Raw genomic sequence first — 20,215 nt, forward strand, 5'->3', positions numbered from 1 at the left:
GGCGGGCAGTGGGAGGTGAGGTGCCGGTGCTGGCGACCGGGGCGGGGCACGACGCGGGGATCCTGGCGGCGGCCGGGGTGCCGAGCGCGATGTTGTTCGTGCGCAACCCCACCGGCGTGTCCCACTCCCCGGAAGAGCATGCCGAGCAGGCAGACTGCGAGGCGGGAGTCGCCGCACTCGCGAACGTGCTGGAGGAGCTGTGCCGCTGACTTACTGGTGCGAGCAGGCCTGGCTGCCCGAAGGCGTCACCGGCGGGGGGGGGGGGGGGGGGGAGGGGGGCCGGGGGGGGGGGGGCGGGCGGGGGGGGGGGGGGCGCCATGCTCGTCGGATGGGGCGGCTATCCGGCGGCCATGGTGGGCGTGCCGGGGGCGGCGGTGTCCAACCTGAGTCCGCCGACGCTGGCGGCCGTGGCGTTCGGCCTGGCGCAGTGCGGGGCCGCCCTGCTGCTGGCCGGGCCGCTCCGGCGGGCGTTGCAACGGCCGTGGGCGTGGGCGGCGGTGGCGCTGGCGAACCTGGGGGCGATGACCGTCTTCCTGTGGCACCAGACGGCGATGATCGCGGTCACCGCCGTCACGCTGCCGGTGGGGGCGGCGCTGCCCGGCCTGCACACCGTCCCGGCCGGGCTCGGCTGGGTGGGGGCGCGGCTCGCCTGGCTGCCGGCGTTCGCGGCCGGCCTGCTGGTGTGCGTGCTCGCCTTCCACACCTACGAGCGCCGGCGCGCACCGGCGTCCGGCCCCGGCTGACGACGTTCCGGTTTCCACTGGGAGACGCGGCGCCTTGGGGAAGGGCCGCGCCTTGAAGAAGGGCCGCGCCTTGAGGAAGGGCGGTGACCGCGGGGGCGGTGCCTCTCTGCACGGGGAACGGTTGTGCGTTTCCTTACAAGTCCGTGGGAAGCGTGGCGATTCGCAGGTACGGGCGGGAGACTGCGGGGTGTGTCGCGCCGATGGGTTCTCCTGCTGCTGTTCGTGGTGACGGCCTGCGGGCAGGGGGTGGCGCTGGACGGGCCCACGCTGGACCGGGTGCTCGGGCAGGGGGTCGCGCCCGACCTCATCCAGCTGGTGGAGCTGCCGGGGTACGAGTTGGCCGAGCAGTCGGCCGGGGCCGTCAACGAGGAGGGGTTCGGCGCGGTCTACACCTCGCCTGACGGCCGGCAGGTGGAGTTGCGCGTCGATCGCGGGCCGTACCGGTGCGCAGGCACGTGCGAGCGAGACGGCGACGGCTGGTACGCGGTGCACGACGGCAAGCACGAGTACGTGGCCGTGCGGGACGGCCACCACCTGCGGCTCATCAGCGACGAGGGGCAGGTGGACCGGGCCGTGCTGCGGAAGGCCGCCGAGGGCGCCCGCCCGGCCGTCGGCGACGGCACCCCGTCGCCCCCGCCCGGCCCGGTGGAACGCGGCGACCTGCCCAGCCACGGCGACATGGCGCCGCACAACCCGACCGGCCCCGGCGGCTGACGGCACGAGCGCCGCACCACCCCAGGACCGCGGGCCGTACGCCCAGACCCGCCCATCGCCTGGCCCCGACCGTCAGAGCCCCAGCCGTCAAGGCCCCACCGTCCAAAGCCCCAGCCACCAGGGCCCGACCGTCAAGGCCCCGACCGTCAGGGGCCTGGTTGTCAGGGGGCGCAGGTGTAGGTCGAGGGGAGGGTGGTGTCGCCGGTGGGACGGGTGGCCTGGAAGCCGAAGGAGGTGCGGGCGCCCGCGGCGAGAGTGGCGTTGTGCGCGGCGTTGCGCACGGTGACGGTCTGCCCGCTCGTCGACGGGACGCCGTTCCAGTGCCCGGTGATCCGGTGGCCGGCAGGCAGCGTGAAGGTGACGCTCCACCCGTTGAGCGTGGCGGTGCCCGTGTTGGCGACGTCCGCCTGGACGACGTACCCGGTGCCCCACTGGCTCTGCACCGTGGGCGTGACCGCGCAGCCGCCGCCGCCCTCCGGGGCGGTGGTGACGGTGACGGTGCCGGAGCGCGGTGAGCGGTTCCCGGCGGCGTCGCGGGCGTAGACGGCGAAGGTGTGCGCGGTGCCCGCGCCGAGGCCGGTGACGGTGGCCGTGGTGGTCGCGGAGGTGGCCACGGTCGTCTCGGACGAGCCCTGCACCCGCACCACGTCATAGGCCGAGACGCCCGTGTCGTCGGTGGACGCGGCCCAGGTCAGGGTGGCCGACGAGGAGGTGACGGCCGACGCGGCGGGGGTGCCGGGCGCGGTGGGCGGGTCGGTGTCCTCGCCGGCCGGCTCGTAGGTGAGCCCGAACCCGTACGGGAACAGCGGCGTCTTGCCGTCGCCGGTGTTGATGGGCTGCTGGGAGGCACTGCTCATCCAGGTGAAAGGCAGTTTCCCGGTGGGCTGGACGGTGCCGAACAGCACGTCGGCGACGCCGTGGCCCTCGGTGCCCGGCAGCCAGGCGGCGACCAGGCCGTCCCAGCCGGACAGCTGGCCGGCGATGTCGAGCGGGCGGCCGGAGACGAGCACGACGACCACCGGCACGCCGGCCGCGCGCAGGGTGGCGATCGTGTTCAGGTCCTCGGAATCCAGGCCGAGGCCGCCCGGCCGGTCGCCGTCGCCCTCGGCGTACGGGGGCTCGCCGACGACGGCGACGGCCACGTCGTAGGAGCCGTCGACGCCGCGGCCGTCGCGGCTGTAGGTGACGTCGGCGCCGCTGTCCCTGATGCCGCGCAGGATGGTGGTGCCGGGGGTGATGTTCCCCGGCGAGCCCTGCCAGGAGATCGTCCAGCCGCCGCTCTGGTAGCCGATGTCGTCGGCGCTCTTGCCCGCCACGAAGATCCGCCCGCCGCGGGGCAGCGGCAGCACGTTCCCGCTGTTCTTCAGCACGACCTGGGACTTGGCCACCGCCTCGCGGGCCAGCGCCCGGTGCGCCGCACTGCCGACCGTCGGGGTGTAGGAGCGATCCGTGAGCGGCTCCTCGAACAGGCCCTGCTCGAACTTCTTGGTGAGGATGCGCCGTACCGCGTCGTCGATCCGCGCCTGCGTCACGCGTCCGGCCTGGGTCTCGGCGCGCAGCAGGTCGATGAAGCGCCGCCAGTCGGTCGGCGCCATCACCATGTCGATCCCGGCGTTCACGGCGGTGCGGACGTCCTGGGCGGACATGCCGGCGGCGCCGTCGATCTGGTCGACGCCGTTCCAGTCGGACACCACGAAGCCGCTGAAGCCCAGCTCGCCCTTGAGCACGGTGCTGATCAGGTATTCGTGGCCGTGCACCTTGACGCCGTTCCAGCTGCTGAAGGAGATCATGACCGAGCCGACGCCGCGTGCCACGGCGGCCTCGAACGGCGGCAGGTGCACGGCCCGCAGTTCGCTCTCCGTCAGCCGCGTGTCGCCCTGGTCGTCGCCGCCGGCGGTGCCGCCGTCGCCGAGGTAGTGCTTGGCGGTGGCCAGCACGGACGCGGGCCCGTCCTGCAGCCCGGTGACGAACGTCGCCATCGAGGCGGGCAGGTCGGGCGTCTCGCCGAAGGACTCGTACGTCCTGCCCCACCGGTCGTCGCGGGCGACGCAGAGGCAGGGGGCGAAGTTCCAGTCGACGCCGGTGCCTGCGACCTCCTCGGCCACGGCCCGGCCGATGCGTTCGACCAGGGCGGGGTCGCGGCTGGCGCCGAGACCGACGTTGTGCGGGAAGATCGTCGCGCCGTACACGTTGTTGTGCCCGTGCACCGCGTCCACGCCGTACACGATGGGGATGCCGAGCGGGGTGGCGAGCGCGGCGTTCTGGAACCTGTCGTACATGTCCGCCCAGGACGTGGCGGTGTTGGGCGAGGGCGCGGACCCGCCGCCCGACAGGACCGAGCCCAGCCGGTAGGTGGTGATGTCGGACGCGCTGACGGAGCCGCGCTCGGCCTGGGTCATCTGGCCGATCTTCTCGTCGAGCGACATGCGGGACATGAGGTCGGCCACCCGGGTGGCCACGGGCAGGGCGGGATCCTTGTAGGGAGGATCGGCGGCGGGGACCGCCATACCGGCGGCGACGAGCAGGGTCACGACGGCCCGATGGATGCGCACGTCCTGTGCCTCCTCCAGCGTTGGGAGCGCTCCCACCGTAGGCCGCCACCCCCGCTCCCCGCCATCGCCGGAGACCCGCCATGGCCTGCCACCAGGGCGGTCGCGGTGAAAATTTCACGCGCCGGAATTAACGGACGATCACCCCTTCCCGCACAAGATCGAGCGAGGTATGTTCGAGCCGTTCCGAAGAAAAGTTTCACCCATGGAGGAATGGTGGGCAAGAAGCTTCAATTGCTGGCTGTGCCGATCGCGGCTTTCGCGATGGCCTCCCTGATGAGCGCTCCCGCCCAGGCTGCCGAAGGGTACGACCGGTGCCAGGCGGGGAACTACTGCATGTTCTCCGGCCTCGACGGCACCGGCGACATCATCCAGATCACGAGCGACACTCCCGACCTGGCGGTCCTGGGCATGGCCGACCGCGCCAAGTCCGACTGGAACCGGACGGCCACCAGGGTCCACCTCTACTCCGAGGCGAACTGGGGTGGCTGCACGGCCACCACGAGCGCCGGCGGCAAGGGCAACTTCTTCTCCGACTACCGCGACTTCTTCGACGGCGTCCGCTTCGGCGGTCCCAACGGGCCGTCCTGCTACGTCCCGCCCGAGTACTGATCCGCCGCGACTCCGCGGCGCCGACGCCCCCGCCCGGCACCGGGCGGGGGCGTCGCCGTCCCTAGCGGCGGGTGCGGATGCGGGGTACGGGGACCTTCGACCAGTCCAGGTCCGAGCCGAGGTAGAAGCTCGGGTACGCGGGCTGGTTGTAGGCCGTCTGCTGCCGGGCCACGTCCGCCCGGTACTGGGCGTCGTGCATGAGCGTGTACAGCTTGCGGCCGGTCACCTCGGTGCTGAGGTAGATCCGGATCGCGTTGCTGTCGGCGGTGCGCACCAGCAACTCCTCGCGCCAGTCGCCGAGGACGTCGGCGACCAGTCCGGGGTTGCCCTTGGTCCAGTTGTTGGCCAGCGTGCCCTCGGCGGTGAGCAGGGTGCCGCGCTTGAAGTCGTCGATCGTGGGCGTCTGCAGGACCGTGGTGGCGGTGCCGTTGACGGTCTGGGTCGTCATGTCGGCGGCCCAGCGGATGCTCATGTTGGTGCCGGGCGTGACGCGGCCGAGGTGCTCGCCGCGCGCCGACCACAGGCCCGCCTCGACCGCCTGGTCGGGCGGCATCGACGACCAGGCCTCCAGTCCGCGCACGGCCGGGTCGACGTCGCCGACCATGCCGCGCCCGGTGTCGCGGCCGCTGTAGCCGCCGAAGAGCACCTCGCCGCCGGCCGCGTCACGCATCGCCCAGCCGTACGGCGCCCAGGCGCCGCCTTCGTGGACCGTCCAGATCTCCAGCCCGTCGCGGTCCGGGTCGAGGTCGCCGACGTGCATGGCGTCGCCGTGGCCCAGCCGGACCCGCTGGCCGGGCACGTTGCTCTGCGGGGGCGCCTCGGCGAAGGAGGAGTAGAGCAGGTCGCCGTCGTCGTCGATCGTCGCGGCACCGTACACGATCTCCTGCTTGCCGTCGCCGTCGACGTCGGCCGCGCTCATCGAGTGGAAGCCCTGGGTGGTGAGGGTGCCGTACTCGGGGTCGGTGCCGTCGACGCCGTGCGGCGAGGCGTTGAACGGGTTGGCCATGGGCACGTGACCGCTGTCGACGTACCAGACCTCCTTCAGCCGCCTGCCGTTCCAGTCGTAGGCGGCCAGGGTGGTGCGGGTGTAGTACCCGCGGGCGAAGACCGCCGACGGGCGCTTGCCGTCGAGGTAGGCCACGGCCGACAGGAAGCGGTCCACGCGGTTGCCCGGCTCGACCCTGGCCATCGCGTAGTCGCCCCAGAGCAGGCCGTCGTCGCCGCGGCCCGGCTTGTAGTGGATGGTCTGCAGTTCCCGGCCGGTGGCGCCGTCGAGGACGGACAGGTACTCGGGGCCGGTGATGACGAAGCCGGCGAACTCCCGCAACCGGTTGTTGCCGCTGCGCGAAGGCGCGTACACGTCCACGAAGTGGGTGGCGAGCGCGGTGGCGGCCTCGCGGGAGAGCGGGTACTCGTGGACCTCGGGGATGCCGAAGGCCTGCTCCAGGGTGGCAGGCCAGCGCCCGGCGACGACCTCGGGGTGCTCGTGCCAGCGCATGAACATCCCGACGAGGTGGTCGAAGTAGTCCTCGGCGCTCTTGCGGTAGTCGTCGGTGTGCCGGTGGCCGGCCCTGACGTCCTGCCTCGGCAGGGTGATGTGACGCTCGGAGGCCACCGTGCCGTCGGGACGGTAGCGGATCATCTTGGTGCCGGGCGCGGTCTTGAGCATCATCTCCGACCGGCCGTCGCCGTCGAGGTCGTAGACGAGGAACTGCGTGTAGTGGGCGCCGGAGCGGATGTTGACGCCCAGGTCGAGCCGCCACAGCAGGGTGCCGTCGAAGGAGTAGGTGTCGACGTAGGTGTTGCCGGTGTAGCCGCGCTGGGAGACGTCCTTGGAGTTGGACGGGTCCCACTTGACGACGAACTCGTAGCGCCCGTCGCCGTCGGCGTCGCCGACGCTCATGTCGTTGGCGGAGTAGGTGTACGACTCGCCCGCCGGGGTGACGCCGTCGGCCGGCTTGCGCAGCGCTAGATCGTAAAACGATTCAACCCAGGGCGTGACGGAAGGGCTGGGGCGCCCCTCCCTGCCCCGTTCGATCGGGGCCACCCGGTACGCCGAGGCGCGGGTGCCCTCCCGGTCGAGGTAGTTGGTGCTGTCGGTGACGGTGGCGATCGGCTTCCCGTCGCGGTAGACGCGGAAGTCGGCACCGGTCATGCCGCCGGCGCCGTGGCCGGTGACCTCGTCGCCGAGCAGCCGCCAGCTCAGGAAGACGCCTTCACTGGTGGAGGCGGCGACCAGGCCGCGGTCGAGATGCTCGAGCCGGACGCCGCCGCCGGGGCGGTGACCGTGCGCCGCGGAGCCCGCCGGGCTCGCGGAACTCGCGGCGCCCGGAGGGTTCGCCGCGGCGGCGGGGGCCGCCAGGGCCGTGCAGAGGAGTGTGGCGCAGGCGGCGATGAGCGCGCGGCGGAAGCTGCTGGGGGGACTCATGTCACGGACTCCTGATTGAATCGATACAATTCATGGGGAGGCTAGGCGTGACCCAGGTCACGTGTCAAGAGGTTCTGTTAGCGCTAACCGAAGGGCGCCGCGCCGGTGAAACTTTCAACCGGGCCGGTACGCCTCTTTCCGCTGCTCGCTCCGCAGATCACGATCGTCCGACAGATGGCTTACACGGGCAGTCAGTTGTTACCACGTCAACGGTCAGATACCGTCCAGCTCAACATGCGGGAGCGCTCCCCCGGAACCCCGACCGGAACACGGAGACCGCACCATGCCCCACGGCAAGACTCACTGGGCCCTGCGCGCCGCAGTCGTACTGCTGTCCGTAGCGCTGCTCAACGTCATCCCCCTCGCCGGCGGCGCCTCGGCGCACGGATCCGTCGTCGATCCCGCCTCGCGCAACTACGGCTGCTGGCAGCGCTGGGGCAGTGACTTCCAGAACCCGGCCATGCAGCAACAGGATCCGATGTGCTGGCAGGCATGGCAGGACAACACCAACGCCATGTGGAACTGGAACGGGCTCTACCGCAACAACGTCGGCGGCAACCACCAGGCGGCCGTCCCCAGCGGCCAGTTGTGCAGCGGCGGCCAGACCGAGGGCGGCCGCTACCGCTCCATGGACACCCCCGGCGCCTGGCGGATGACCAACCTCGGCGGCACCTTCTCCATCAACCTGTACGACCAGGCCAGCCACGGCGCCGACTACATCCGCGTCTACATCACCCGCCAGGGCTACAACGCCACCACCACGCCCCTCGGCTGGAACCACCTGGAGCTGGTCCGCGAGACGCCCCGCTACGCGCCCAGCCAGAACTACGTGATCAGCAACCTGAGCGCCTCGGGACGCACCGGCCGCCACGTGATCTACACGATCTGGCAGGCCTCGCACATGGACCAGACGTACTACATCTGCAGCGACGTCAACTTCACCTGACGACCGGCTCCGACGGGCGTCCCGGCCAGCGCGTCATACGCGGCGAATCGGGACGCCCGGCTTACTGTGGGTACATGAATGATCACCCGCCGGAGGAGCCGGTCGACATGGCGGCGTGCGTCATCGGCGAGTGCGCGCGCTTCGGCGCCCGGCTGCGCACGCTGACCGGCCAGCTCGGCTTCGCCCCCGCGCCCGCCACCGACCGCGAGGAACTGCGGCAGGCCGTCGCCTACATCCACGCCGCGCTGGCCGACCTGCTGACCGCGCTGCAGCCGATCCACCACGAGGACCTGCGGCGCATCCTGAGCGACCGGGCTCTCGGCCTGGTCCGCTGCCCGGACGGCTGCCGCCCGTCCCGGGCCGCGACGGGCGCCCAGGTCGCCCCCTGCGCCGGCTGCGGCGGCGGGGCGTGCCGGAGCTGCGGCCACCCGGTGCCGCCGGACGGGCCCGCCCAGTGCTGGCGCTGCGTCGGCGCCCCGGCGCAGGCCGAGACCGCGCACGCCGAAACCGGTTGGCCCGACGCCGCACGGCCCGGCAGCCTGCGGCCCGACGGCGCCCACCAAGACAGCGCCCACCCAGGCAGCGCCCACCCCGACGACGGCCGTCACGACAGCGGCCGTCACGAGACCGTGCGGTCGCACGCGCCGGGCGGCGACCTGCCGTGGGTGGCCACCGCCTGACACCGCCGCCTGACACCGCCGCCCGACAGCGCCGCCCGACACCGCCGCCCGACACCGCCGCCTGGCCTGGTACCGCATGTGATCGGTCACGGGCCGGCGTGGCTGCCCATGGCTCCGTGGTGACTCATGGCTCCGTGGCTGCCCGCGGTGACGAGGTCGCGCAGGTCTCCGGAGAGGCTGTCGCGCACCTTGTTCATGATGCCGCCCTGCGTCGCCTCGCCGGTGACCTCCAGCACCACCCGGGCGAGGTAGAGGGCCCTGGGTTCGTCGACGCCGGCCCTGGCGGCGACGCGCTGGACGAACTCCTGGCGCCCGAAGTGCTCCCCGGTGCCGAGGCCGCCGAAGACCTCCGTCCGCCGCAGGTTCTCGCCGATCTCGTGCGGGAGCTGGGCGGCGAGCTTGTCCGCGAGGCCCTCGGGGACGCGTTCGCCCAGGGTCTCCAGGGTCGCCCGGCTGGCTCGTTCGGCCTTGTCGCGCCCGCCGAGGTGGGCGCGGGCCTGTACTTGCCCGATGAACTCGTCGTGTCTCATGGCTCCTCCTCACGGCCCTCCCTTGGCTCGGCTACCCGCCGGCCGAAAATCACAAACCACTACAAAAGCCGCATATCACCCACGAACGAGACCACCACGCCGCACGCGCCGACCGCCGGGACGCGACCAGGCTGGGGTGCGGCCAGGCTGGGGTGCGACCGGTCGCCGGTGGCGGTCAGTGGCCGCCGGATCGGCCGGGTGTGACGGCCGGGCCGCCCTGCTTCCGGCACGGGCCGGCCCGCCCGCCCGCCGGGCGCAGGGTCCCGCGGTAGACCCTCTCGTACCCGTCGACCATCACGCCGAGGCCGAAGGCGCGCTCCACGTGCTGCCGGCAGTCGCGCGGGTCGAGCGCGCCCGCGGCCTCGATCGCGGCCGGCAGCTCGTGCGGTGCGGTGAGCGTGAAACCGGTGACGCGGTCGACGACGAGCTCCGGCACCGAGCCGCGGGCCAGCGCCACCACCGGCGTGCCGCACGCCATCGCCTCGATCACCACCATCCCGAACGGCTCCTCCCACTGGATCGGGAAGACCAGGCAGCGGGCCGAGGCCAGCAGTTCGCGCTTGTGCGCGGCGTCGGCCTCCCCCACGTAGACGGCGTCCGGCCCGAGCCGGGGACGCACGTGCTCGTCGAAGTAGGCCCGCTCCACCTCCTCGGTGAGCTTGCCGGCCAGCACGATGCGCCGCCCGGCCGCGCGGGCGGCGTCGATCGCCAGGTGCGCCCCCTTGTCGTGGCCGAACCGGCCGAGCCAGAGCACCCACTCCTGCTTCCTGTCGCGGTACGGGAACGTGCCGGCGTCCAGGGCGTTGTGCACGGTGCCGACCCAGTTGAGGTCGGGCGCGAGCGCCCGCTGGGCGTGGGAGATGGCGACCAGCGAGCTGCCCAGCGCCCGGTAGTACTCGCCGTACTCGCCGTCGGGGCGGGTGTGGCAGGTGACCACGGTGGGAATGGCGCGGGCCGCGGCGGTCAGCGGCCCGGTGAGCGAGTGGTCGTGCACGAGGTCGGCCTCGACCGCCGCGAGCATCCGCTGGGCACAGGCCGCGTGCAGCACCTCGGGCAGCACCGCGCCGATCCGCGCCGACGGCGGTTCGCGGTAGGTGCGCAGGAAGCGTGCCGGGACGCCGCCGCGGCCCGCGGCGATGAGCGTCACGTCATGGCCGCGCCCGGCCAGGCCGGTGATCAGGTCGGCGAGCATCGCCTCGATGCCGCCGTACGCCTTCGGGGGGACGTCCTGCCACGGCGGCGCGATCATCACGATGCGCAACCCGCCCGCCGTGCCCGCGCGCCACCGGACCCGCTGTGGCGCGAAATCGATCAATGAGCCCATGCCGAGCCCCCTCCTCGCAAGGCTGCGCAGTGTGCTACCCCAGGTCAGCGCCTGCACACGGTACTGATGGGGGGACGCGGCTCGCCGATCAGCTCGACGCCGTCGGGCAGCCCGGTGACGGTGGCGGATCGGCCGCCGTCGGTGGTCTCGATGTCGAGGCGCGCCCCGGCGATCGGCAGCCCGGAGATGCGCAGGCTGCCCAGGCCCTCGGGGAAGGCGGGCGCGACCCAGATCTTGCCGGCCGGGATCCACGGGTCCAGCCGCAGCAGGGAGCGCAGCAGGTGGATCGGGGCCGCCGCCGCCCACGCCTGCGGCGAGCAGGAGGTGGGGAACGGCACCGGCTGCGCGAACTCCGACCGGTCGAAGCCGCAGAACAGCTCGGGCAGCCGGCCGCCGAGCTCCTGGGCCGCGTCGAGCAGCCCGACCGCCAGACGCTGGGCCTCCCCGGTGAAGCCGTAGCTCATCAGCCCGGCGGCGACGATCGCGCTGTCGTGCGGCCACACCGACCCGTTGTGGTAGCTCATCGGGTTGTAGGCGCCCATCGAGGAGGCCAGGGTGCGGATGCCGTAGCCGGTGAACATCTCCGGCGACATCAGGTGCTCCGCCACGGGCGCGGCCCGGTCCTCGTCGACGATGCCGGTCCACAGGCAGTGGCCCATGTTGGAGCCGAGCCCGTCGATGGGCCGCCCCGATCCGTCGAGTCCCAGGGCGTAGTAGCCGCGCCCGGGCAGCCAGAAGCGCTCGTTGAACACCGCGCGGATCGCGTCGGCGCGCTCCAGGCAGCGCCGCTCGGTCGCGGCGTCACCGAAGGCGTGCGCGAAATGGGCGCGGGCGATGTGCGCGGCGTACACGTACCCCTGCACCTCGGCCAGCGCGATCGGCGGGCGGGCGATGGCGCCGTCGGCGAAGGTGATGCCGTCGAAGGAGTCCTTCCAGCCCTGGTTGATCAGCCCGTGGTCGGTCTTGCGCTGGTACCGGACGAGGCCGTCGGGACCGCCGTACCGCTCGATCCAGCCGAGCGCGGCGTCGGCGTGCGGGAGCAGTTCCTCGACGGCCTCGGCGTGCAGGCCCCAGCGGCGCAGCTCGCCCAGCAGCATGACGAACAGCGGGGTGGCGTCGACGGAGCCGTAGTAGGCGTTGCCGCCGTCGGGGGACATGCCGCCGCGCACGCCGAAGCGCAGCTCGTGCATGATCTTGCCGGGTTCCTCCTCGGTCAGCGGGTCGACCTTCGTGCCCTGCAGCCGGGCGAGCCTGCGCAGCGTGCCGAGCGCGAGCGACTGGTCGAGCGGCAGCGCCATCCAGGAGGTCAGCAGCGAGTCGCGGCCGAACAGCGTCATGTACCACGGCGCGCCCGCCGCGATGGCCGGCGGGTCGTCGGGATGGTCGGGGTCGTACAGGCGCAGGCTGCCGAGGTCCTCCCTGGAGCGGCGCAGCACCTCGTCGAAGCCCTTGTTCGCGGTGCGCACGGCCGGGCCTCGGCTGGTCCAGTCGGCCAGCCGCCTGGCCGGGCCGGCGTGCTCGATGGCGTGGTGGGCGGGGAACCAGGCGGACGTCTCCTCGCCGTCGATGATCGGGTTCACCAGGATCGTGGCCCGCCACTCCCCGCGGGCCGGGACGACCACGCGGAAGGCCAGCAGCCCGGGCGCCGCCGTCACGTCCGTGCCGGCCGGCTCCACGACGACCCTGGCGCCGCGGGCCCGGCTCGCCGCGAAGATGTGCAGCCCGGAGCCCTGCGGGGTCATCTCCACATCGGTGGCGTGCCGTACGCGCCCGGCCTTCACCTCGAACAGGTCGGCCGCGTCGGAGCCCAGGTTGACGGAGACGGCGCAGCCGATCGGCTCGTCCGACAGGTTGCGCAGGGTGAGGTCCTCGCGCAGGCCGCCGCCGACGTAGCGGTCCCGCACCACCAGCAGCGTGCTCTCCACCCGCCCCGGCCGGGGCCCGGCCTTGCCGACGAACATGGCGTGGTAGGGCGCCGACGGGATCACCTGCAGCGCTTCGACGGGCTCGTCGTCCACCCGCAGCTCCAGCCACGACAGCAGCCGGGTGTCGGCGTGGTAGACGCCCTGCGCCTGGCCGGGCAGGATGTCGCCGCCGCGGGAGCACACGCAGAACGACGGCCCCTCCACCAGCGTGACCGTGTCGCCCAGCGCCCCCGGCTGCCCCTCAAAGGTCCACGCGTTCACCCTCGTGCCCCCTCCGCTCCTGCGCAGGCACGTTACCCACGTCCGGACCGGCCACGCGGCCCAGGCGGAACCATTGCCATGACCGGCGCGAATACCGGCCATGCCACGGTGCTGCCGAGGGCCGGGGCCGCGCAGCTCAACCCTGGCGGGGCTGGTTGAAGCGCAGCATGTTGCCGGCCGGGTCGCGGAAGGCGCAGTCGCGGACGCCGAACGGCTGGTCGATCGGCTCCTGGAGCACCTCGCCGCCCGCCGCGCGGATGCGCTCGAACGTGGCGTCGCAGTCGTCGGTCTCGAAGATGGCGGCGCGCAGCAGGCCCTTGGCGAGCAGCTCGGCCATGGCCGCCCTGTCGGCGGGCGAGGCGTTCGGGTCGGCGACCGGAGGTTCGAGGACGATGTTCACGTCGGGCTGCGACGGCGCGCCCACGGTCACCCAGCGCATCCCTTCGAACCCGACGTCGGCGCGCACCTCCAGGCCGAGAACGTCCCGGTAGAAGGCGATCGCCTTGTCGTGGTCGTCCACGGCGATGAAGCACTGCGACAGCTTGATGTCCATGCGTTTCACACTAGGGGCGGGGGGCGGGCTTGGCTTCCGGGTTCCTGATCGGTCGCGTGTAGATCTTCGCGACGCAGGCCGGGATGGCGGCGCCCTCGTCATGCGGGCGTGCCCGGTAGGAGCTCGGGCTCTCGCCGACCAGCTCGGTGAAGCGCGAGCTGAACGACCCCAGCGACGTACAGCCGACGGCGAAGCAGACCTCCGTCACCGACAGGTCGCCGCGCCGCAGCAGCGCCTTGGCGCGCTCGATGCGGCGCGTCATCAGATAGCTGTAGGGCGTCTCGCCGAAGGCGGCGCGGAAGCTGCGGGAGAAGTGCCCCGGCGACATGAGGGCGACGCGTGCCAGGGCCGCGACGTCGAGCGGCTCGGCGTAGTCGCGGTCCATCGTGTCGCGGGCCCGGCGCAGCCGGACCAGGTCCTCCAGTGTCACCTCTCCAGCATCCCACAAGGTCGCGCCGCCGGCCGAGGGCCGCTCACCCGGCCGGGGCGGCTCCGAGGAGGTCCACCTCCAGGCCGAGACCGCGGCGCCGGGCTTCCCGGTAGGCGAGCCAGGACAGGGCGAGGTCCTGCCACGGCAGCCCGACGGGGGCGTACACGGTGCGCTGACCGGGGTCGGTGCGGCCGGGGTGCTCGCCGCGCAGGATCTCGCCGAGGGTGGCGTGGGCCGCCTCCGCCGGGAGCCCGGCCGCGGCGAGCGCGCCCATGGCGGCGGCGAGCGGCCGGTCGTCGACGGCGACCAGCGCGTCCCGCAGCACGTCGGCGGCGAGCTCGCGCTTGCCGGGCTCGTCGGCGCCCAGGCTGGTGATGTGCTGGCCGGGCCGGGTGTCGGCCAGGTGGAGCAGCGGGGTGCGCGACCAGGTGGCGAGCAGGACGACGTCGGCGCGGGCGGCGACCTCGGCGGCGGAGCCCGCGGTGTGGCCGGCGGTGTGGCCGGCGGTGTGGCCGGCGGTGTGGCCGGCGCTGTGGCCGGCGTGGCGGGCGGCGTGGCGGGCGGCGAACGCGGCCGCGCGGGACGGGTCGGTGTCGTGCACGACCAGCCCGGCCACGCGGCGGAGCCGTCGCAGGCCGCCGACCACCAGCTCGGCCTGGGCTCCCGCGCCGACGACGCCGAGGACGGCCTTCCCCCCGGGGTCGCCGGCGGCCAGGACGTGGGTGCCGAGCGCGGCGGCCAGCCCGGTGCGCCAGGCGGTGACGGTCGCCGAGTCGAGCAGCGCGAGCAGTTCGCCGTCGTGCCCGGCGTGCAGGCAGATGACCCCGCGCAGCGCGGGCCGGGCGCCGGGGAACTTGGCGTTCACCTTCACCGTGTAGGCGTCGATCCCCGGCAGCAGCCCCGGGATCAGCGCGGTGGCGGTGCCGGGGAACGGCAGGTCGGTGCGGACGCGCTGCCCCGGGACCGCCACGGCGTCGCCGCGCGTGAAGCCGTCGCGCAGCGCCTCGACGCAGGCGAGCGGGTCGAGCAGGGAGGTCAGGTCGCCGCTGGTGAGGATGAGGGTCATGCGGACGATGCTCTCAGTCCGCCACGTTCCGGGGCGTCTCGGGCCGGTCCTGCCGGATCAGCTCGAGAAAGGCCGCCGCCGCCGGGGACGGCCGGCTGTCCCAGATCAGGTGCTCCACCCTCGTGGGGGCGTCGCGCAGCCGGATGATCCCCAGGTCGGTGAAGCGCGGCACGTACGCGGCCGGCAGCATGCCCACGCCGAGGCCCTGCAGCACCAGATCGACCATGAAGTCGGCGGACGACACCTCGAACGGCACCTCACGCCGTACGCCCGCGGCCGCGAACGCCTCGTCCGACTGCGCCCGCCCGGCGTGGCCGGCGCGGAAGTCGATGAACGGTTCGGCCGCCAGGCTCCGCAGGTCAGTCTCGCTCCCGGCCATGGGGTGATCCGGCGCGACCACGGCGACGAGCTCGCCCCCGGCGAGGCGGCGGCTCCGCACGCCCTTGGGCTCCGCGCGCGGCGGCAGGCCGAGGAAGGCGACGTCGGCGCCGCCCCGCCGGACCCGCTCGATCAGGTCGTCGCTGCCGGCCGAGATGAGCGTGATGTGGACCCGGGGGTACAGGCGGCGGTAGTCGCGCAGGGCGACCGGCAGGTTGACGGCCGCGACGGTGGGGATGGCGCCGACGGCGAGCCGCCCGCGGATCTCCCCGCTGGCGGCCGCGACCTCGGCGCGCGCGCGGTCGGCCGCCTCCAGGCACTCCCGCGCCGCGGGCAGGAACGCCTCTCCGGCCGGGGTCAGCCGGACGCGGCGGCTGGTCCGCTCGAACAGCCGGGCGCCCAGCTCGCGCTCCAGCGCGGCGATCTGGTGGCTGAGCGCCGACTGCACCACCCGGCAGTTCTCGGCCGCCCGGGTGAAGTTGCTGGTCTCCGCGACCGCGACGACGTATCTCAGCTGCTGCAGCTCCATCGATCCATCATGCATCACGATGGATTGCGATGAAAACTATGTGTTGGACTCATCGATCGTCTTTCCCGCACCCTTGAGGCATGACCGAATCCCTGGCGCACGCGGCCTTCGCCCGGCTGCGTCGCGGGCTGCTGCTCCTGATGTCGGTGGCCACCGGGCTCTCGGTCGCCGGCAACTACTTCGCCCAGCCCCTGCTCGACGTGATCGGGCGGGAGCTGGGCCTGGGCACCACCATGGCCACGCTGGTCGTGGCCGCCGCCCAGGGCGGGTACGCGCTGGGGCTGATCCTCCTGGTGCCGCTGGGCGACCTGGTGGAACGCCGCCGGCTCGCGGTGCTGCTGTTCGCCGCCACCTCGGTGTTCCTGCTGGTGTCCGCCCTCGCGACCAGCGGGCCGATGCTGCTGGCCGGCACCGCGCTCACCGCGCTCACGTCCGTCGCCGCGCAGGTCGTGGTCCCGTACGCGGTCACGCTCGCGGCGCCCGCGGAGCGCGGCCGGGTCGTGGGCACGGTGATGGCGGGACTGCTGCTCGGCGGGCTGCTGGCCCGCACGGCCTCCGGCACGCTGTCGGAGCTCGGCGGCTGGCGGACGATCTACTGGCTGAACGCGCTCCTCGTGGCGGCCGTGACCGTCCTGCTGTGGCGGTTCCTCCCTCGGCTGCACACGCCGATCGGCCTGTCCTACCCGGCGCTGCTGCGCTCGACGGTCGCGATGTTCCGCGACGAAGCGCCGCTGCGATGGCGGGCCGGGATCGGCGCGCTGTCGTTCGCCGCGTTCAGCGTGCTGTGGACGGCGGTCACCTTCCTGCTGGCCGGGCCGGCGTACGGCTGGGGTGAGGCGGCCATCGGCCTGTTCGGCCTGGTCGGGGCGGCCGGGGCGATCGCCACGCCGATCGCGGGCCGGCTGGCCGACCGCGGCTGGGTGCAGCGGGTGAGCGGGATCGGCACCGCGCTCCTGGCCCTGTCCTGGCCGTTGATCGGCCTCGGAGCGGTCGCGCCGGGCTGGCTGGTCGCCGGGGTCCTGCTGTTCACCGTGGCCCAGCAGGCGGTGCTGAACGCCAACCAGCACATCATCTACGCGCTCCGCCCGGAGGCCCGCAACCGGATCAACTCCGCGTTCATGACCGCGTTCTTCCTCGGCGGCGCGGCCGGATCACTGCTGACCTCGGCGGCCTGGACCGGAGCCGGCTGGACCGGGGTGAGCCTGCTCGGCGGCGCCCTGTCCGCCGCGGCTTTCGGCCTGTGGGCGCTGGAGCGCATGTCGTCGAATTTGAATCGTCAGAAAGAAGAAGATGACCACCATCGATAACCACCCCCGATCGGCCCTGCGGTCCTGGCTGGGCGTCGCCGCGATCACCGCGAGCCTGTTCGTCTTCCTCACCACCGAGCTGATGCCCGTCGGCCTGCTCACCCCGGTGAGCGCCAGCCTGAGCATCTCGGTGGGCCTCGCCGGGCTGATGGTGACGCTGTACGGCGTCTCGGCCGGGCTGGGCGTGCCGTTCATCGTGGCCTGGACCAGACGGGTCAACCGGCGCGTACTGCTGTCGGCGCTGCTGGCGATCCTGGTGCTGGGGAACCTGATCACCGCCATGTCGCCGAGCTATCCGCTGGTCCTGGCGACACGGCTGGCCATGGGATTCGCCAGCGGCGTGTTCTGGGCGATCGGCGTGAGCATGGCGATGCGGCTCGTTCCCGAGCGTCAGGCGAGCCGGGCGGCCGCGGTCGTGATGTCCGGCATCTCGATCGCCGCGGTCGTGGGCATCCCGCTCGGCACCATCCTGGAAAGCCTCACCGACTGGCGGACCACGTTCCTCATCTGGGCGGGCCTCAGCGCGCTGGTGTTCGTCGCCGTGGTCACCCTCGTGCCCTCGCTGCCGTCGGCGAACGCGGTATCGGTCCGTGAGGTCTTCGGGCTCCCGCTCAGGAACGTGCCGCTGCGGCTGGTGCTGGTCACCGTGATGCTGTTCGTGCTCGGCCATTTCGGGGCCTACACCTTCGTGCGCCCCTACCTGGAGGAGAGCGCGGCCGCCACGCCGTTCTTCGTCACCGCGCTGCTGATGGTGTACGGCGCCGGAGGCGCGGCGGGCAACTTCATCGCCGGATTCACGGTGACCAGAAGCCTGCGCGGCAGCTTCCTGGCCGGCTGCGCGGGACTCGTGGTGTCGTTGCTTGCGCTGCTCACCATCGGGCACAGTCAGGCCGGCGCGGTCGTCGCGCTGATCCTGTGGGGCGTCTCCTTCGGCGTCGTGCAGCTGTGCCAGGTCAACATGACGCAGGCCGCCGCGCCCGACACCTTCGAGGCCGCGATGTCGCTCAACACCATGTCGTACAACACCTCCATCGCGCTCGGCGCGCTGTTCGGCGGCCTGTTCGCCGATCAGCTGGGCGTCACCAGTGTCGTCTGGTTCGGCGTGGCGTTGACAGCGGCCTCGCTGCTCCTCACACTCGGCACCGGCCAGAGGAACTCCCGCACCGTCCCCCGGAACGCGCCGGTCACCGGCGAATGACAGAAGGAGATGTCCGATGCGTGTGAAAGCCTTCGATCACCTCGTGCTCAACGTGCGCGACGTGGAGCGGTCACTGGAGTTCTACTCGGGAACCCTCGGGCTCGAGCAGGAACGGGTCGAGGAATGGCGGGCCGGTAAGGCGTCCTTCCCGTCCGTGCGGGTCAGCGAGTCCACCATCATCGACCTGGTCGCCCGCCCCCGTGGCGAGTCCAACGTGGACCACATCTGCCTGGTGGTGGATCCGCTGGACTGGCAGGAGGTGATCGACTCCGGTGTCTTCACCGTGCTGGAGGGGCCGGTCCCCCGGTTCGGCGCGCGCGGCGACGCCCAGTCGATCTACGTCCTGGACCCCGACGGCAACACCGTCGAACTGCGCTGGTACCCCCAGGACGCCTGACGCCGCCGGAGACGGCGCCGCGGATCTGCTTGAGCCGCTGGACGTGCTTGACCAGCGGCTGCCGGCGTCGCCGTGGTAGGCCCGGCGCGAAGATCGGCACGGAGGACGCCGATCCGGCTGCGGCCCTGGTGGAGGTCGTGCAGGCCGGGTGCCCGGCTTTACTTGTGACTGAACATTTGTTTAGCATACTGTTCATGTGTTCAGACAGTGAGGTGACACGGGCCCGGCGGCGCTGGAGTTGTTCGGCGCCGAGTGGGTCAGCCGGGTGAGCCCGCGCTCCTCCCGCGCCGGCATCGAGGTCTTCACCCGCGGCCGGTTCGCCGGCGACCGCGTCCCGCACGCGGGGGACGCGGTCCGCGAGCAGCGGGGCTCACGGTGAAGGCCCCGTCCTCACGCATCCGTACCGAGATCCTGGAGTCACGAGCATGAGCACCACCACCGAGCCGGAGATCCTCGGCCTGATGACCGCGGCCGACCGGGACGCGTTCCTGACCGGCCTGGCCGAGGGCGGGCCGGTCCGCCGCGGCCGCTACCTGGACGGCACCCCGATCTGGCTGGTCACCGGCTACGACGAGAGCGTGACCGCGCTGACCGATCCGCGTTTCAGCAGCGACGTCGCCAGGCAGTCGAAGCTGGACGTGGCCGCGGCGGCCGGGCTGCCCGACGACGTGGTCCCGTACCTGCTGCGCACCCTGGGTGCCTACGACCCGCCGGACCACACGCGGCTGCGGCGGCTGGTGTCACGCGAGTTCACCGCCCGCCGGGTGGAGCGGCTGCGCCCGCGCGTCCAGGAGATCACCGACGCGCTGCTGGACGGGCTGCCCGGCGAGTTCGACCTGATCGAGCGGTTCGCGTACCCGCTGCCCATCCAGGTCATCTGCGAGCTGCTCGGCGTGCCCGCACACGACCGCGACACCTGGCGTACGTGGGCCGCCGACCTGACGGCCCCCGCCCCGGACCGCATCGCGTCGGGAGCCCGGGGGCTGGTCGCGTACATGACCGAGCTGGTCGGCGCCAAGCGCGTGAGCGGTGCGGACGACCTGCTGTCGGCACTGGTCCGCGTGCAGGAGGACGACGGCGACCGGCTGGCCGACGAGGAGCTGATCGCGCTGGCGATCAGCATGCTGATCGCCGGGCACGAGACCACCGTCGCCCTCATCAGCCAGAGCGTCCGGATCCTGCTCACCCGCCCGGACCTGACGGCGCGCCTGCGTGCCGACCCGGACGCGGTCCCGGCGGCCGTGGAGGAGTTCCTGCGCGTCACCGGCCCGGCCGAGATCGCGGTCATGCGCTACACGCTGGAGCCCGTGGAGCTCGGCGGCGTGAGCATCGCGGCGGGCGAGGCGGTGCAGGTGGTGTACGCGGCGGCCAACCGGGACCCGCGCCGCTTCGACCGGCCGGCCCTGCTCGACGCGGGCCGCGCCGACAACGCGCACCTGGGGTTCGGCCACGGCATCCACTACTGCCTCGGGGCGGCCTTGGCCAGGGCCGAGACGCAGATCGCGCTGCGCACCCTGCTGGCCCGCTTCCCCGGCCTCGCCCTGGCGGTGCCGCCGTCCGAGATCGGCTGGCGGCCCGGCATGCAGCGAGCGCTGACCTCGCTGCCCGTCCGCACGGGTGGCGCCGGGAGCCTCGGGTAGCACCC

General features: G+C 73.0%; 20 protein-coding genes. 11 read left to right on the forward strand and 9 right to left on the reverse strand.

The window, feature by feature from the left end:
- From ADY59_RS27655 to ADY59_RS27665, 3 genes are all read left to right on the forward strand, one after another.
- Positions 1-209: M20/M25/M40 family metallo-hydrolase (locus ADY59_RS27655; RefSeq protein WP_049567659.1), on the forward strand; the 209-nt coding region annotated here is incomplete at its 5' end.
- A gap of 108 nt (positions 210-317) precedes the next feature.
- Positions 318-743, forward strand: a complete 426-nt coding sequence (locus ADY59_RS27660) for a hypothetical protein (RefSeq protein ID WP_197093884.1) — start codon at positions 318-320, stop codon at positions 741-743.
- A 189-nt stretch (positions 744-932) separates the two neighbouring features.
- Positions 933-1,457: a hypothetical protein gene (locus ADY59_RS27665; RefSeq protein ID WP_049567660.1), complete on the forward strand. Its 525-nt coding sequence runs from the start codon at positions 933-935 to the stop codon at positions 1,455-1,457.
- 161 nt (positions 1,458-1,618) lie between these two features.
- Here the strand turns inward: ADY59_RS27665 and ADY59_RS27670 are convergent, their stop codons facing one another.
- Positions 1,619-4,009, reverse strand: coding sequence for a glycoside hydrolase family 3 N-terminal domain-containing protein (locus tag ADY59_RS27670; protein ID WP_053175222.1), 2,391 nt, complete (start codon positions 4,007-4,009; stop codon positions 1,619-1,621).
- A gap of 240 nt (positions 4,010-4,249) precedes the next feature.
- Between ADY59_RS27670 and ADY59_RS27675 the strand changes: the two genes are divergently transcribed.
- Positions 4,250-4,618, forward strand: coding sequence for a peptidase inhibitor family I36 protein (locus tag ADY59_RS27675; protein WP_231618920.1), 369 nt, complete (start codon positions 4,250-4,252; stop codon positions 4,616-4,618).
- Positions 4,619-4,679: 61 nt separating this feature from the next.
- Here the strand turns inward: ADY59_RS27675 and ADY59_RS27680 are convergent, their stop codons facing one another.
- Positions 4,680-7,046, reverse strand: coding sequence for a rhamnogalacturonan lyase (locus ADY59_RS27680; RefSeq protein WP_049567663.1), 2,367 nt, complete (start codon positions 7,044-7,046; stop codon positions 4,680-4,682).
- 283 nt (positions 7,047-7,329) lie between these two features.
- On the opposite strand from ADY59_RS27680, the gene ADY59_RS27685 reads away from it, so the two are divergent.
- Positions 7,330-7,992, forward strand: a complete 663-nt coding sequence (locus ADY59_RS27685) for a lytic polysaccharide monooxygenase auxiliary activity family 9 protein (protein WP_049567665.1) — start codon at positions 7,330-7,332, stop codon at positions 7,990-7,992.
- A 74-nt stretch (positions 7,993-8,066) separates the two neighbouring features.
- Positions 8,067-8,672, forward strand: coding sequence for a hypothetical protein (locus tag ADY59_RS27690; RefSeq protein WP_156325777.1), 606 nt, complete (start codon positions 8,067-8,069; stop codon positions 8,670-8,672).
- A gap of 86 nt (positions 8,673-8,758) precedes the next feature.
- On the opposite strand, the gene ADY59_RS27695 is transcribed toward ADY59_RS27690, so the two are convergent.
- From ADY59_RS27695 to ADY59_RS27725, 7 genes are all read right to left on the reverse strand, one after another.
- On the reverse strand, positions 8,759-9,202 hold the full coding sequence (locus ADY59_RS27695) for a DUF2267 domain-containing protein (RefSeq protein ID WP_049567671.1): 444 nt from the start codon (positions 9,200-9,202) through the stop codon (positions 8,759-8,761).
- 175 nt (positions 9,203-9,377) lie between these two features.
- Positions 9,378-10,526 carry a glycosyltransferase family 4 protein gene (locus tag ADY59_RS27700; protein ID WP_197093885.1) on the reverse strand — a complete coding sequence of 383 codons (1,149 nt, stop codon included), beginning with the start codon at positions 10,524-10,526 and terminating at the stop codon, positions 9,378-9,380.
- A gap of 44 nt (positions 10,527-10,570) precedes the next feature.
- The gene (locus tag ADY59_RS27705; RefSeq protein WP_197093886.1) at positions 10,571-12,712 is read right to left on the reverse strand and encodes an amylo-alpha-1,6-glucosidase; all 2,142 of its coding nucleotides are present in this window, start codon (positions 12,710-12,712) and stop codon (positions 10,571-10,573) included.
- Between the two features lie 136 nt (positions 12,713-12,848).
- On the reverse strand, positions 12,849-13,265 hold the full coding sequence (locus ADY59_RS27710; RefSeq protein ID WP_049567751.1) for a VOC family protein: 417 nt from the start codon (positions 13,263-13,265) through the stop codon (positions 12,849-12,851).
- A gap of 10 nt (positions 13,266-13,275) precedes the next feature.
- Positions 13,276-13,650: a helix-turn-helix transcriptional regulator gene (locus ADY59_RS27715; RefSeq protein WP_231618921.1), complete on the reverse strand. Its 375-nt coding sequence runs from the start codon at positions 13,648-13,650 to the stop codon at positions 13,276-13,278.
- Between the two features lie 88 nt (positions 13,651-13,738).
- Complete coding sequence (locus ADY59_RS27720) at positions 13,739-14,761, reverse strand: ornithine cyclodeaminase family protein (RefSeq protein ID WP_049567674.1); 1,023 nt, start codon at positions 14,759-14,761, stop codon at positions 13,739-13,741.
- 13 nt (positions 14,762-14,774) lie between these two features.
- Positions 14,775-15,668, reverse strand: a complete 894-nt coding sequence (locus ADY59_RS27725) for a LysR family transcriptional regulator (RefSeq protein ID WP_049567675.1) — start codon at positions 15,666-15,668, stop codon at positions 14,775-14,777.
- Positions 15,669-15,748: 80 nt separating this feature from the next.
- On the opposite strand from ADY59_RS27725, the gene ADY59_RS27730 reads away from it, so the two are divergent.
- The 5 genes from ADY59_RS27730 (at position 15,749) to ADY59_RS27745 (ending at position 20,210) form a co-directional block, all read left to right on the forward strand.
- Positions 15,749-16,975, forward strand: coding sequence for an MFS transporter (locus ADY59_RS27730; RefSeq protein ID WP_049567678.1), 1,227 nt, complete (start codon positions 15,749-15,751; stop codon positions 16,973-16,975).
- Positions 16,959-18,173, forward strand: a complete 1,215-nt coding sequence (locus tag ADY59_RS27735; protein ID WP_082310454.1) for an MFS transporter — start codon at positions 16,959-16,961, stop codon at positions 18,171-18,173. Before ADY59_RS27730 ends, ADY59_RS27735 begins: the two co-directional genes overlap by 17 nt.
- A gap of 16 nt (positions 18,174-18,189) precedes the next feature.
- Positions 18,190-18,570: a VOC family protein gene (locus ADY59_RS27740; protein ID WP_049567681.1), complete on the forward strand. Its 381-nt coding sequence runs from the start codon at positions 18,190-18,192 to the stop codon at positions 18,568-18,570.
- Between the two features lie 238 nt (positions 18,571-18,808).
- Positions 18,809-18,949, forward strand: a complete 141-nt coding sequence (locus ADY59_RS50395) for a hypothetical protein (protein WP_156325778.1) — start codon at positions 18,809-18,811, stop codon at positions 18,947-18,949.
- A gap of 46 nt (positions 18,950-18,995) precedes the next feature.
- Positions 18,996-20,210 (forward strand): cytochrome P450 family protein, encoded by a 1,215-nt coding sequence (locus ADY59_RS27745; protein ID WP_063780804.1) that lies wholly within the window; start codon positions 18,996-18,998, stop codon positions 20,208-20,210.
- Positions 20,211-20,215 lie beyond the last annotated feature (5 nt).

Origin of the sequence: Nonomuraea sp. SBT364, assembly GCF_001083785.1 — a bacterium.
In the GTDB taxonomy this organism is placed as follows: domain Bacteria; phylum Actinomycetota; class Actinomycetes; order Streptosporangiales; family Streptosporangiaceae; genus Nonomuraea.

Bases quoted from the DNA above. Each gene is read 5' to 3' on its own strand.
- ADY59_RS27660 (WP_197093884.1), top strand. From the start codon at position 318: ATGCTCGTCGGATGGGGCGGCTATCCGGCGGCCATGGTGGGCGTGCCG.
- ADY59_RS27680 (WP_049567663.1), bottom strand. From the start codon at position 7,046: ATGAGTCCCCCCAGCAGCTTCCGCCGCGCGCTCATCGCCGCCTGCGCC.
- ADY59_RS27685 (WP_049567665.1), top strand. From the start codon at position 7,330: ATGCCCCACGGCAAGACTCACTGGGCCCTGCGCGCCGCAGTCGTACTG.
- ADY59_RS27690 (WP_156325777.1), top strand. From the start codon at position 8,067: ATGAATGATCACCCGCCGGAGGAGCCGGTCGACATGGCGGCGTGCGTC.
- ADY59_RS27695 (WP_049567671.1), bottom strand. From the start codon at position 9,202: ATGAGACACGACGAGTTCATCGGGCAAGTACAGGCCCGCGCCCACCTC.
- ADY59_RS27700 (WP_197093885.1), bottom strand. From the start codon at position 10,526: ATGGGCTCATTGATCGATTTCGCGCCACAGCGGGTCCGGTGGCGCGCG.
- ADY59_RS27710 (WP_049567751.1), bottom strand. From the start codon at position 13,265: ATGGACATCAAGCTGTCGCAGTGCTTCATCGCCGTGGACGACCACGAC.
- ADY59_RS27715 (WP_231618921.1), bottom strand. From the start codon at position 13,650: ATGGACCGCGACTACGCCGAGCCGCTCGACGTCGCGGCCCTGGCACGC.
- ADY59_RS27720 (WP_049567674.1), bottom strand. From the start codon at position 14,761: ATGACCCTCATCCTCACCAGCGGCGACCTGACCTCCCTGCTCGACCCG.
- ADY59_RS27725 (WP_049567675.1), bottom strand. From the start codon at position 15,668: ATGGAGCTGCAGCAGCTGAGATACGTCGTCGCGGTCGCGGAGACCAGC.
- ADY59_RS27730 (WP_049567678.1), top strand. From the start codon at position 15,749: ATGACCGAATCCCTGGCGCACGCGGCCTTCGCCCGGCTGCGTCGCGGG.
- ADY59_RS27735 (WP_082310454.1), top strand. From the start codon at position 16,959: ATGACCACCATCGATAACCACCCCCGATCGGCCCTGCGGTCCTGGCTG.
- ADY59_RS27740 (WP_049567681.1), top strand. From the start codon at position 18,190: ATGCGTGTGAAAGCCTTCGATCACCTCGTGCTCAACGTGCGCGACGTG.
- ADY59_RS27745 (WP_063780804.1), top strand. From the start codon at position 18,996: ATGAGCACCACCACCGAGCCGGAGATCCTCGGCCTGATGACCGCGGCC.